The 12,414-nt window shown below is 55.3% G+C and carries 11 protein-coding genes; 6 read left to right on the forward strand and 5 right to left on the reverse strand.

The window, feature by feature from the left end; genetic code table 11:
- Nucleotides 1–223 precede the first annotated feature (223 nt).
- From VFA76_07095 to VFA76_07105, 3 genes are all read right to left on the reverse strand, one after another.
- Nucleotides 224–1,270, reverse strand: coding sequence for a sigma-70 family RNA polymerase sigma factor (locus VFA76_07095; protein ID HZR31603.1), 1,047 nt, complete (start codon nucleotides 1,268–1,270; stop codon nucleotides 224–226).
- 131 nt (nucleotides 1,271–1,401) lie between these two features.
- Complete coding sequence (locus VFA76_07100) at nucleotides 1,402–1,929, reverse strand: Hsp20/alpha crystallin family protein (protein ID HZR31604.1); 528 nt, start codon at nucleotides 1,927–1,929, stop codon at nucleotides 1,402–1,404.
- Nucleotides 1,930–1,948: 19 nt separating this feature from the next.
- Nucleotides 1,949–2,857 carry a hypothetical protein gene (locus tag VFA76_07105; protein ID HZR31605.1) on the reverse strand — a complete coding sequence of 303 codons (909 nt, stop codon included), beginning with the start codon at nucleotides 2,855–2,857 and terminating at the stop codon, nucleotides 1,949–1,951.
- Between the two features lie 1,006 nt (nucleotides 2,858–3,863).
- Here VFA76_07105 and VFA76_07110 point away from each other — a divergent pair.
- The 6 genes from VFA76_07110 to fdhD are packed head-to-tail and all read left to right on the forward strand — an operon-like array spanning nucleotide 3,864 to nucleotide 10,538.
- The gene (locus VFA76_07110) at nucleotides 3,864–4,445 is read left to right on the forward strand and encodes a twin-arginine translocation signal domain-containing protein (protein HZR31606.1); all 582 of its coding nucleotides are present in this window, start codon (nucleotides 3,864–3,866) and stop codon (nucleotides 4,443–4,445) included.
- A 48-nt stretch (nucleotides 4,446–4,493) separates the two neighbouring features.
- Nucleotides 4,494–7,166 (forward strand): formate dehydrogenase-N subunit alpha, encoded by a 2,673-nt coding sequence (gene fdnG / locus VFA76_07115; protein HZR31607.1) that lies wholly within the window; start codon nucleotides 4,494–4,496, stop codon nucleotides 7,164–7,166.
- Nucleotides 7,167–7,190: 24 nt separating this feature from the next.
- A complete protein-coding gene (fdxH, locus tag VFA76_07120; protein HZR31608.1) occupies nucleotides 7,191–8,063 on the forward strand; it encodes a formate dehydrogenase subunit beta in 873 nt (290 codons plus the stop codon).
- Nucleotides 8,060–8,740, forward strand: a complete 681-nt coding sequence (locus VFA76_07125; GenBank protein ID HZR31609.1) for a formate dehydrogenase subunit gamma — start codon at nucleotides 8,060–8,062, stop codon at nucleotides 8,738–8,740. The genes fdxH and VFA76_07125 overlap by 4 nt, the downstream gene beginning before the upstream one ends.
- On the forward strand, nucleotides 8,737–9,543 hold the full coding sequence (locus VFA76_07130; GenBank protein HZR31610.1) for a formate dehydrogenase accessory protein FdhE: 807 nt from the start codon (nucleotides 8,737–8,739) through the stop codon (nucleotides 9,541–9,543). Before VFA76_07125 ends, VFA76_07130 begins: the two co-directional genes overlap by 4 nt.
- A 56-nt stretch (nucleotides 9,544–9,599) precedes the next feature.
- Nucleotides 9,600–10,538 carry a formate dehydrogenase accessory sulfurtransferase FdhD gene (gene fdhD, locus VFA76_07135; GenBank protein ID HZR31611.1) on the forward strand — a complete coding sequence of 313 codons (939 nt, stop codon included), beginning with the start codon at nucleotides 9,600–9,602 and terminating at the stop codon, nucleotides 10,536–10,538.
- 209 nt (nucleotides 10,539–10,747) lie between these two features.
- Here the strand turns inward: fdhD and VFA76_07140 are convergent, their stop codons facing one another.
- Both VFA76_07140 and VFA76_07145 read right to left on the reverse strand, forming a co-directional pair.
- Nucleotides 10,748–11,338 (reverse strand): DUF4256 domain-containing protein, encoded by a 591-nt coding sequence (locus VFA76_07140; protein HZR31612.1) that lies wholly within the window; start codon nucleotides 11,336–11,338, stop codon nucleotides 10,748–10,750.
- 158 nt (nucleotides 11,339–11,496) lie between these two features.
- On the reverse strand, nucleotides 11,497–12,378 hold the full coding sequence (locus tag VFA76_07145; GenBank protein ID HZR31613.1) for a creatininase family protein: 882 nt from the start codon (nucleotides 12,376–12,378) through the stop codon (nucleotides 11,497–11,499).
- Nucleotides 12,379–12,414 lie beyond the last annotated feature (36 nt).

Genomic DNA, 12,414 nt, shown 5'->3' on the forward strand with positions numbered 1-12,414 from the left:
GGGGCTTGCGGTCAACCAATCAGATGGGTCGCGGGTCTTACGACAGCGAGCAAGCAAGCCACTGTATGCTGGGAGGCGACGTCACGTGACACTGCCCGGATCCTTTACACAGGCCATGCGTCCCTACGGATCGACATCGTCCTGCTTAGAAGATGTAACTTACTGAAACCAAGGTGTGTTAAATTGCTCGAATGGTCCGAATTGTGTCCGCCGTGAGTACGACCTAGGCCGCCTTCCGAACCTTCGTTTGCTCCAGGACCTGATCGACGTCGTCGACGCAGGTCGGCCCAGTACCTCTGATAATCGGTACGCGCCTTCGTAGAATCGCTCGCAACTCCTCCGTGAGCTGCTCTACATACCCTAATGGAAACCCGCTACACAGCAGTACAATGTCAAACTGCTGCGACTTGGCTGCGGCCAACGCAGCGAAACGAGTAGCAGCACCCTGGACGTTATGCCCAAATCCGGCCAAGATGCGGCTGCAAGTTGCTACTGCATCAGCGTCTGGTCCAATAGACAAGATTCTCGCCATCTTCGCGCTGCTTATCGCGGTCGGATTGACCTTGCAGTCTGGAATTTCCAACGGGTCGGTTACAACTCCTTGCTTATCTCTTTTTGCACGGCAGATTGCATCGCGATTTCCTCTGGCGGATGTAGTGAAGTACGGTAACGATGCGCCTGCCATCCCTCCGTGTCGTTTTAACAGGTTAGCTCGGATTCTGAGTCGGGCTTTGTGTAGCTGCGCCTTGCAATTTCCTTCGCTGAAGCCGAGCAGGTCGGCAATTTCGTGATGTTGGTATCCCTCTACATCGTGAAGGATGAATACCATTCTGTATCCGGGGGAGAGCCCCTCAATCGCCTGCTCAAGCATAACGCGGTCGATAGTGCCTGCCTGGATTCGGTCGATAGAGCCAAGTTGTTTCGCAGCGACAATGTCCTCCTCTGCCTCGGAGTAAGTCTCCAGTGGCTCTGGTTCCGGTTTGAATTTTCGCTTTCGAAGCTTCATAAGCACTTCATTGACGGTCAAACGGTGCAGCCAAGTGCTGAAAGCTGCATCGCCCCTGAACGTGGAAATTTTTCTATAAACCTGCAGAAACACCTCTTGCATCGAGTCTTCGGCCTCGCTTGTGCTCCTCAGCATTCGGAAGCAAGTACCGTATACGATTCGCTTGTGTCGGTGATAGAGGCTCTCGAATGCCTGATGATCCCCCGCTTGTGCACCCCGGAGCATGGCGTCTACATCGGTACGAGAGACAACTTTTGTAGCCATAGCGTGCTCTCCATGGATTTCAATCACCGCGACAAGGGATTGAATGCTGCTGGCGCGGTAAGCTCTAACCTTTCAAAAGGGTGAGAGCAGAATGGTTGGTGACGACATTTCAGCGTCCCACCCTCCAATCCCTAGGCAGCTTTAACTCCGACTGCTGTCTTCTTGTCCGGGTTAACTTTTGCCAAGGTGACTTCCAGCACATCGTTCTTAATAGTCGCCGTCATATTCTTTGGATCTACCTCTTGCGGTAACTCCAGAAAGCGGAACATCTCATTGGACATTTTTCCCTGGAACGCCGTTCTTCCCTTCTCTTGTTCCACGGTTTCCTGCTTCTTGGCGCGGATGATCAGGCGCCTCGGCTCGGCCAGAACCTCCGCGTCTTTGCCTATAAAGCCGGGGACTTCGGCTGTGACTGTAAACCCTCCGCCGGTGTCGACCACTGTCGCCGGGATTGGAGTCAGCAACTCAGATTCGGCGCGAAACCAGTCTTCACCGTCATGTCCGTGCTCAGAGCCGCGGGCTTCGAACAGTTCGTAGGCGCGACGGGCGATCGCTGCGGAGATCTGTTGCGTTCGTTGGACCAAGGTGCCACTTGCTGTAAGTTTGAAGATGGCAGGTTGAGTGGTAGGGCGTGCGTTTGTTGCCATTGTGCGCTTCATGACATTTTCTCCATTTCTCTTAATTCATGCCTGTTTCATATGTATTCATGCTCTGTGATGAGAATGTTTTCAGATCCCTTCCTGCAGGGTGCGAATGTGAACTCCTGGCTGGTGCCGCGCGCCGAGCGTCAGGAGAACAGAGCCATCCCGCATTCTCTATGCGAGCCAACAACAGATGGAAATAAACGAAACCCGCATAGGGTTGCCATCCGGCAACGGTCCTGCGTACCGCGTCGTAGTCCAGAGCTTTTTTCTCACGCAAGAATTGAGCTAGCTTATTGCGGGCGCCAACGTCATCTCCTGGAAAAATGTCCAATCGCCCGAGCCCCCGGAGTAAGACGTATTCTGCAGTCCAGCGGCCCACCCCTTTCAGATTTACTAATCTTTCAAGCGCCCCTTGGTTGTCGAGCTTGACGAACGACTCCGGGTTCAGGCGCCGATCGCGAATCGCCGAACTGATCTCCAGTAACGCTCGCGATTTGTTGGCGCTGAATCCCAGAGATTTCAAAGACTGCACCTTCACCCCTGAAAAGTCTGTCGGATCGGGGAAGGCGTGCGGTGCATGCTCCGAGTCCGCGGATATGAGGCCAAATTTTTGCGCCAAGCGGGTGAGCAGCAGAATTCCTACCAACAGCGAGAGTTGCTGGCATGCAATGCCATTGATCACGGCCTCAAATACGGTAGGAAATTGGGGTGGCTTGAGCCCGCGGAATTTGTCGACTAAGGGCTGCAGTCTTGGATCGCCCGTTGCCAGCCTATAAAAGCGGTTCAAGTCCTTATGCACTCCAAGCATGCGTTCGAGCAACGCTCTTGCCGTATCTCTTTGCTGCACCGTTAGGCGAGGGCCGGTCAAATCGACTTCCAGTTGTGGCTCCTCTGGACCGCCACTCTGGCGTACGGCCACTTCCACTGCCAGACTGTCGATCATCAAAACACGCCGGTAGGTCCTTCCATCCCAGCGGTCGATTGCATTCTCCGGACGTCGACGAAGTGCCCAAACCGTGAAATCCAACCGAAAGGGTGGTACGGGCGTGATCGAAAATGACCTTTGCCTCACTGCTCTGGCCTCCAGCTGTTTACAAATGCGCTCTCGCATAACCACCGCAGACGTGCGGCGTTTGCGCGGCCTCGACGCTCCCGTTTGGACATCCCGCTCGCCATAAGTTCATGCTGAGCCCGATGCTTGCTTCGTGCAATGCTACGTTCGTTTCAATTGGCATTATGATTGTCACGAACTAGAAGACAGAGAACCCGACGGACTCTCTAGGGCGAGCGGTTGTCGTGGTGAACCAAATGACCTGCTTTCCTCGATGGTGTCGGCCCACTAAGAAACGCGCTGGGGTCACCGGTGGCTACGTAGTCAGCCTGCACCGCCGCCTTCACCCGCTTCACAACACTAGACCGAATCGCGCCCGTCTGCACTGAGCTACTTCGCTGAACCTACATCCTCGACCGCTGATGAGAGGCCCGCCCGTACTTTCTGGCCGGAGGATGCGTGTCAGAGAGTTGGCGATCATGAAGTCACGCATCAGAATGGTGGGTTCGAGTGCTCACGCCTCAGTCGGCCACTGGACTTCGTGCTTCCGCCGGATGCCTACAAGGTAATTGTGTCCCTCCCAACGATTGCTACTGTCCAGAAGAAAGTGAATTCGACAGGAGCACTCTGATTGCCGTGGATGGCAATATTGGCGTATTCAATTCCGAGTTTTGGCGTAAACGATTGGCTCAGGCCACAGTACAAACGGTCTATTGCAGGCTGCCGTTGAGACGAGTAGAAGCTCATCGGATGTGCCGGAAGTCCCACGAACTGGTGGAATGCGAATGGGGCGTTTACAGCTCTTTCATTCTCGGCTGTGGGTGATTCTCTGGTGATGCTCTGACCCCACAGAGGAGCGCTCGATACCTCGACGGCGAAAGGAAGGAAGGTCTGAGTCATGGATGCAACCAGAAGAGACTTCCTCAAAGTTGCGACTCTGGGCGGCGTGGCAGCTTCGGTCTTCGGTTTTGATCTGGCGCCAGCGTATGCGCAACTGCGGGAACTCAAAATCGCGCGTGCCACGGAGACCCGGTCCACCTGCCCTTATTGCGCGGTGAGCTGCGGCGTCATCATCTACACTTCGGGCGATAAGGCCAAGAACGTGACTCCACAGGTGATCCATGTGGAGGGGGATCCGGATCATCCCATCAATCGCGGCACGTTGTGCCCTAAGGGCGCTTCCCTCGAGCAGGAAATCTCGAACCCGCGACGCCTCACCAAGCCTCAGGTTCGCCGGCCCGGTGGAACCGAATGGCAAGACATTTCCTGGGACGATGCGATCAATGAGATCGCCGGATTGGTCAAGAAATCGCGCGACGAGACGTTTGTGACCAAAGACCCGCAGGGGCACACCGTGAACCGCTGTGAAGGGATTGCGTTTATCGGTGGCTGCACCGACACGAACGAAATGAACTATCTCGTCGTAAAGAGTATGCGCAGCATGGGGGTCTGCTACATCGAAAACCAGGCGCGGGTTTGACACGGACCCACGGTCTCAAGTTTGGGACCAACATTCGGGCGCGGGGCCATGACGAATGGTTATACCGACATCAAGAATAGCGACATGATCTTGATCATGGGTGGCAATCCTGCCGAGAACCACCCATGCGGATTCAAGTGGGCCATCGAAGCCAAGAGAACTCGTAACGCCAAGATGATCGTGGTGGATCCACGCTTCACCCGCACAGCTGCCACGTCCGATCTATTCCTGCAGATCCGAGCTGGATCCGATATCGCGTTCCTGGGCGGAGTTATCCGCTACGCAATCGAAAATAACCGCATCGCGCATGAATACCTGACGAACTTTACCAATGCCGCCTTCATCGTAAAGCAGGGTTTCAAGCTGCCAGAAGACGGCTTGTATTCGGGTTTCGATCCAGCCACACAGATCTACGACAAATCCACTTGGAATTACGAGCAGGGTGGCGATTTGAGTGGCACAGCCGTCCCGGCCGCAGCAGCCATGGCCGGTCACGGCGCGGCGATGGTTAGCCACGATAGAGACAGCTCCTCGGCTGCGCACGCTGGCGGAAGTGGAGCCCAGAGCGGGCCTGAGAAGCCGGGTGGCGAGGGGCAGAGCTATCAGGCAGCGAGCCCGACAGGCGCGAAGGCGACTGAGTCATCCAAGCCCACCCCCATGCTTCCTCCAACCGTAGCTTATGACCTAACTTTGCAGCATCCGCGTTGCGTTTTTCAGTTACTGAAACAGCAGTATTCGCGCTACACCCCGGAAATGGTGGAGCGCATCACTGGCATACCAAAAGATCAGTTCTTGAAGGCCGCCGACCTTTTTACTTCGGTTCGTAAAGATGGAGACATGAAGCGGGTTGCCACCATCATGTACGCGGTGGGTTGGACGCAGCACACATTCGGGACGCAGATCATCCGCGCTGCAGCAATGTTGCAACTGCTACTCGGAAACGTGGGGAGAGCGGGCGGGGGTGTCAATGCACTTCGTGGACACTCCAATATTCAGGGCGCGACCGACATGGGCGGCGTGTTTGACATTTGGCCTGGCTATTTGAAGACTCCGAGTCCTGCGGATATAAACCTGAGTGTCTACCTGAAGCGTACTACGCCCACTGCGTCCAAACCCGCTCCCTGGGATTCATACAATTATTGGACGAACACCTCGAAGTTTGCGGTCTCGTTGCTTAAAGCCTTCTACGGGGACGCTGCCACCAAGCAAAACGACTGGGCCTTTCACTATATGCCAAAGGCGGACCGCAACTACTCGTGGACCCAGATTTGGGACAACATGTACCGCGGGTCGGTAAAGGGAATGTTTGCCTTCGGCATGAACGGCGTCGCCATTGGGCCCGACTCACAGAAAAATATTGACGCCCTCAAAAAAGCCGATTGGCTCGTTGTAGGCGAGATTTATCCCGATGAGACCAGCGAATTCTGGAGGTCGCCGGGAATCTCGCCGGAAGAAATGAAGACCATCAACACCACGGTCTATCGCCTGCCCTGCGCTGGGTTCGCTGAGAAAGATGGATCGATGACGAATTCCTCTCGCTGGCTGCAATGGAAGAACGTCGCCCTCCCGCCACCGGGGGAAGCCCGCCTGGACCAGGACATCGTCGCGCAGATCTTCCTCAAGGTCCGCGAACTGTATAAGAAAGAAGGTGGCAAGTTCCCGGATCCCATCCTGAACCTGACATGGTCCTACACAGATCCTCAGCATCCGTCTCTGGCGGAGTTAGCGAAAGAGATCAACGGCAAAGCCCTCGCGGACCTTACGGATCCAAAGACCCAGCAGATCATCAAGAAGGGGCAGCAACTGCCGGGCTTCGCATGGTTAAAAGATGACGGTACTACTTCCTGCGGCAATTGGATTTATTCCGGATGCTGGACTGAAGCGGGACCGCAACTCGCACGCCGCGGCACCGAAGATCCAACTGGCCTTGGCATTTACCAGAACTGGGCCTGGTCCTGGCCGGCGAACCGCCGCGTTCTCTACAACCGCGCGTCCTGCGACACGTCGGGAAAACCCTGGGATCCGGAACGGAAACAGGTCTGGTGGAATGAGTCGGCAAACCTCTGGACCGGAAATGACGTACCGGATTTCAAGGCAGACTCACCCCCCAAAGAACACATGGGACCATTCATCATGAACCCGGAAGGGGTCGGGCGAATCTTTGGGCCTTTGGCGTCTTTCGCTGACGGTCCATTCCCGGAGCATTACGAACCGTTTGAGAGTCCCGTTCAGAACGCGCTGCATCCGAACCACTCAAACAACCCGGTGGTCAAGAAATTCTCCACGCCGGCGGACAAGTACGGCACCACCAGCGAAGGCTTCAACATCATCTGCACCACTTATCGGCTCACCGAGCATTACCACTACTGGACCAAAAACAATCAGATGAACGTGCAGCTCATACCGGAGCCATTCGTTGAGATCCCGGTTGAGTTGGCGCAGGAATTAGGAATCAAGGGTAACGATAAGGTGAAGGTGACCAGCGCGAGGAGCTATTACATCGCAAAGGCTTTCGTCACCAAGCGTATCAAGCCCATGAGCATTGACGGCAAGAAGATTTATCAGATCGGGATTCCGATCCACCAGGGTTATCGCGGCATTCAGGAGGACGCAGGCAAGGACGCGAGGACCATCGCCAACCGGCTCACTCCGACGGTGACCGATCCCAACGCGTACACGCCGGAGTTCAAGGGCTTTCTGGTCAAACTGGAAAAGGCATAGCGTGAACTGATGAGCCAGGCAACATTGCAAATCAATAGAATCTCCGGCCATCCCGGACCGGTGCCTGGGGCGGGAGTGGAGCGCGCCGAACAAGTCTGCAAGCTGGTGGATACCACCACGTGCATCGGCTGCAAAGCCTGCGAAGTGGCCTGTCTCGAATGGAACGGTTACACATTCACCGAGACCGTGTTCGACAACAGTTACCAGACGATGCCGGAGACGACGTGGAATTACTGGAATCTCATCAAATTCAACGAGCACGAGAACGCAGACGGCTCTATAAGTTTGCTCATGCGCAAGGACCAGTGCATGCACTGCGCCGAGCCGGGCTGTCTGGCGGCGTGCCCGGCGGACGGCGCCATCGTTCAATATACGAACGGTATCGTTGATTTTCAGCAGGAGCACTGCATCGGCTGCGGCTATTGCGTCAGCGGGTGCCCGTTCAATATTCCCAAGTTCAATCAGCAGACTAAAAAGATGTTCAAATGCACCCTTTGTTCCGACCGCGTCTCACAGGGGCTGGAGCCTGCCTGCATTAAGGCCTGTCCTACGGGCTGTCTGCACTTCGGAACGAAAGACGATATGCGAGGCCTTGCTGAGGCCCGGGCGCAGCAACTTCGCGGGAACGGTCTGGAGAAAGCTGGAGTGTATGATCCGCCGGGCGTCGGGGGAACCGGCGTCATCTATGTTCTCCATGATGTTTCTAATCCGGAGGCGTATGGCGGATTACCCAAGGACCCTCGTATTCCATGGGTTGTCCGTTTTTGGAAAGGGCCGGCTAAGTGGATTGGAAACTTCGCAATCTGGTTTGGGGTTGTGGGCGTGACCCTGCATTATCTGCGATTCGGTCCCAAGGAAATTGAGAGCGATAAGGACAGGAAAAGAGGACAGCCGTGAGCACTTCGCGAGTCTTTTCGCCTGCGCAAAGCAGTGGCCATTCAGGCGACCGGGTTGTCCGGTACACACTTACCGAGCGCGTCAACCACTGGATCGCTACGTTCTCCTACGTCTATTGCCTGCTGACGGGTTTGGCTTTTTGGTCACCTTACATGTATTGGCTGGCCGCCGTGGTCGGCAGCGGGCCGACTGCCCGCTTCTGGCATCCCTGGGTTGGCCTGATCTTTACCATATCGACGCTATGGATGTACGAGATGTGGCGGCGTGACATGCGCACAACCGACGCTGACCGCCGTTGGTCGAAACTGATCCCTTATTACGTCCGGAATGAGGACGAGAGACTTCCGCCGATTGGCCGTTTTAACTATGGCCAGAAATTATTGTTCTGGCTAATGTTTTATGGCGCCATTTTACTGGTGCTTTCCGGTTTTGGATTGTGGTTCGTCGAATCCATCCCCTGGAGCCTGCGCTGGCTGCGCTATCTAGCGATCACCGTACACGTCACGGCAGCGCTGGCGACCATCGGCGGCTTCATCATTCACGTTTACATGAGCACAGCCTTTGTGCGCGGGAGTTTCACTTCGATGGTTCGTGGTGAAGTCTCGTCCATCTGGGCTAAAACGCATCACCGGCTCTGGTATGAGCAGGTCACCAAGGGGACGTCGGCCGAGAAATGAAGCGATCCAAGTGGGACGAGCGGATGCGGCGTGCTGATCAGTTGGCGAGGGCGCATCCCTTTGCAGCTGAAGTGTTGCAGTTTTACACGCGTATCACTAGCTTTCAGCAAGCCCTTTACGCCGACCTTGAGTCCTCCTGCGGGGATGCGAAGAGGGCCCGCACGGAGGGCGTGCTGCGCGACGAACTGGATTTATTTATTCTCCTTCCGAAGTTTCCTCAGTTCCTTGCACTGGTTGAGACAATCGCCCCTGCGCCCCTGGCTCACTCCGCTGCGGAACTGATTGCTCAAGGCGCTCAGCGTTGGCAAGAGTTGCTGCAGGCCTGCTGGGCAGATAGCGAATCGCAACCGAGCAGTGCCGAAGCTGTGCTCTCTCGACTATTTCTACAGCCTTATGCGGAATTTCTTGCCGATTACACTCAGAAACCCACATCCGGACGCGTTCAGCCGCTGTGCCCGGTTTGTGGAAGTAGGCCGCAGGCGGGAATCCTTCGGCCCGAGGGAGATGGAGGAAAGCGTTCGCTCATTTGCAGTCTTTGTGCGAACGAATGGGAGTTCCGGCGATTGTTATGCCCCTCGTGCGGAGAAGAAAACGTCGAGAAGCTTGTAATTTACACTGCTGACCAGTTCCAGCACGTTCGGATTGAAGCCTGCGATAGCTGCCACCATTACATCAAGACCATCGATTTGACGAAGAATGGCAACGCAGTTCCGGTAGTAGACGAATTGGCGGCGATCCCGTTGAGCCTTTGGGCGGAAGAGCATGGGTACTCGAAATTGCAGACGAACTTGTTGGGGATCTAGCGTCATCGGCCAGGGATGCGGTTGGTTCTATAGCTGCCTGGTGTTCTGAGGTTCTGATGGAGAAAGAGACCATCCCGCCGATCTCCGGCCCTGGCGACTCCCATCGCCTGGCGACTTCCCACGATCGCAGCCGAAGCATATTGCCCGTACCGGTTGAAACGGCCGAGGGTCCTGTCTTAAGTCGCAGGCAAGACTTAGTTGCTGTCGAAGAGCCACTGCAGATCAGACTCAGCTATGAACGGGAAGGCGAGCGCGTCGAGAAAGACCTCGCGATCACGATGCGCACTCCCGGTCATGACCCAGAGCTGGCCGCAGGTTTTCTCTTCTCCGAAGGAATTCTCCACAGTGCCGACCAAATCCTTAGCATTGGCGACACCGATCCAGTGTCCAGCACACCGGGGAATCGCAACGGCGTCACCATCGAGTTACGGCCGGGAGTTGATTATGACTTCGGGCGGCTGGAACGAAACTTCTACGTCTCTTCCAGCTGTGGTGTTTGCGGGAAAGCGTCAATTGAAGCGGTACGGTCGCAAATCTGCTTTCCATTGCCCTTTGACACGCCCCTCATAGAAGTATCTCTGATACCGGGCCTGCCCGACTCTCTTCGCAAGGCCCAATCCGTTTTTGATCGAACTGGGGGATTGCACGCAGCCGGACTTTTCGACACTTCTGGTCGCTTGTTGAGCCTGCGAGAAGATGTGGGCCGGCATAACGCTGTGGACAAGTTAATCGGATACGAATTTCTGCAGGGGGCACTCCCACTTCGCGAGAGCGTGATTCTGGTCAGCGGGCGTGCCAGTTTCGAGTTGGTCCAGAAAGCCCTGATGGCCGGCATTCCGATCATGATTGCGGTTGGAGCTCCATCGAGTCTCGCAGTCGAGATGGCCCTGAGATTCCGGATGACTCTGGTTGGCTTTCTACGCGGAGAACGCTTCAACGTATATTCCGGGACATATCGCCTTCGCGGTCCGGCAAAACAAGAGAAAGAGGCATGAGCGCGCAACCTCTATAAATCGCGTCGCTGCGCAGTAGCGAAATATTAATTCTCGCTCCGCCGAGCGTGCTCGAGCACACAGTAGAGCCGGTAGATTGCCATGGATGAAGCACGCAAGCCCGACAGCATAATGATGGAGAAGAGCAAGCAGGGGCAAGTCGATCGCCCTGTCACAAGCTCAACTCAACGTCCGCCGCCGTCGGGCAAAGGTTATACCCTCAGCGCTCCCCGGAACCCTCTGACAGCATAGTAGGATTCCGCACCGTTGTGATACACGAAAACTGTATCGTAGCGGCGATCACAAAAGATGGCGCCGCCGAGTTTCCTGATAGCGGAAGGTGTTTTCACCCAACTCGAGGTTTTGGTATCGAATTCTCCCAGTTTCTGCAAGTCTCGATATTGTTCTTCTGTTAAAAGCTCAATATCCATGGCATCTGCCATATTAATGGCGCTATCGGCAGGTTTATGTTCTTTCCTTGACTCCAGCGCTTCACGGTCGTAGCAGACACTTCTGCGGCCTTTGGGACTTTCCGCTGAACAATCATAAAAAATGTATTCGCCGGTCTTTTTATCATGACCAACAACGTCCGGTTCACCGCCAGTTCGTTCCATCTCACCGAGTGACCACAGTTTTTCGGTATCAGCTTCCAGCTTTGCTTTTACGTCGGCCCACGCGAGACCTTGATGGCGGTTCGTGTTTTTCTCAAAACGGGCTTTTAACACTCTGAGTAGTTCTTCGCGTTGTTGTACTGACAACTCCTTTTTGTTGCTACTCGTGTTCCGCCCTTTTGTTCCTCTCATAGTCATCGCTTTACCGAGCGCTACGGACGGCTACCTGGAACACGCGGTAGAGTGGTTCTGGTCCAAGCGGTACCCCCTTCTATTTGAAAGAGTGGGTCCCCTTTTTCCCGAGACCCTGATCCTTATTCTTCGAGAGCTCTGATCCGCTCTGCCTCGTGTCACCAGTTACCGGGTTCTTTATCGTGTTCAAGCCAGTTCGCTACCAGGTCGTGGATTTTGTTTACTACTATTTGCACTAACTTTTCTCCTTTGTCGCGAGAGATCTCGCTGAGCTTGCCGGAGTAGGCCTGCCACCCGGGTGCGCCGCTTTTGTCCATGTAGTAAGGAAATTCCCGGCCTACGCCCTCGCTGCCGGGGAGGTCAGGTGCTCGCCCCGGTTGCACGCTATTCGGAGCAAAAACTGCGGTGGCAGACAATTCCAAAGGACCACCGTGCCCATGCCCGCCATTTCCCGAAGTAAATAGATGGAGGCGATCAAGCACTTCGGGAGTTAACGTCTCCCACCAATTGACCACGATCATCTGTGTACCGACATGCTGTTGAGTCACCTCCGCTACCGCAGCGCGTGCCGGCCCAACGTTGCCGCTGTGAGCATTCAGAACAAGCACCTTCTGAAAACCGTTGGCGACGATTCCGCGAAGAATATCGGTATACAACATGGTCATCACTTCTGGCCGTATTGAAATGCTGCCGTGGAACCCGGCGGTATTTGCCGGACACTGCGCATAGCTCACCACTGGAAAAACCGCAGCGGGCAGGCGCTGGGCAACCCGCGAGGCAATACCTTCAGCTAGGATGGTATCGGCCACGGCAGGTCCACTCGGACCGTGAAACTCGACTGAACCCAGCGGCAAGATGGCTAGCTTGGAACGATGGATAAGATCGTCAATATCGTATCCCACTACGTCGCCCCAATTGTGGCTGCTCGCCGGCACAGAAGCCTCTCCTATGGCGGGCAGCTTGAGCGCGGCTACAACGGGAATGGCAGCAACTTGGGCTAGAAAACGCCGACGGGAAGATTGCTGAGCTGAATTGTTCATAGATTTGAGAAAAACAAAAAAAGGCCAACGGGTTGA

Source organism: Terriglobales bacterium (genome assembly GCA_035651655.1).
In the GTDB taxonomy this organism is placed as follows: domain Bacteria; phylum Acidobacteriota; class Terriglobia; order Terriglobales; family Acidobacteriaceae; genus DASRFG01.

Coding starts and splice junctions, on each gene's coding strand:
- VFA76_07140 (HZR31612.1), bottom strand. CDS start 11,338: ATGAGAGGAACAAAAGGGCGGAACACGAGTAGCAACAAAAAGGAGTTG.
- fdhD (HZR31611.1), top strand. CDS start 9,600: ATGGAGAAAGAGACCATCCCGCCGATCTCCGGCCCTGGCGACTCCCAT.
- fdnG (HZR31607.1), top strand. CDS start 4,494: ATGACGAATGGTTATACCGACATCAAGAATAGCGACATGATCTTGATC.
- VFA76_07100 (HZR31604.1), bottom strand. CDS start 1,929: ATGAAGCGCACAATGGCAACAAACGCACGCCCTACCACTCAACCTGCC.
- VFA76_07105 (HZR31605.1), bottom strand. CDS start 2,857: ATGATCGACAGTCTGGCAGTGGAAGTGGCCGTACGCCAGAGTGGCGGT.
- VFA76_07095 (HZR31603.1), bottom strand. CDS start 1,270: ATGGCTACAAAAGTTGTCTCTCGTACCGATGTAGACGCCATGCTCCGG.
- VFA76_07110 (HZR31606.1), top strand. CDS start 3,864: ATGGATGCAACCAGAAGAGACTTCCTCAAAGTTGCGACTCTGGGCGGC.
- VFA76_07130 (HZR31610.1), top strand. CDS start 8,737: ATGAAGCGATCCAAGTGGGACGAGCGGATGCGGCGTGCTGATCAGTTG.
- VFA76_07145 (HZR31613.1), bottom strand. CDS start 12,378: ATGAACAATTCAGCTCAGCAATCTTCCCGTCGGCGTTTTCTAGCCCAA.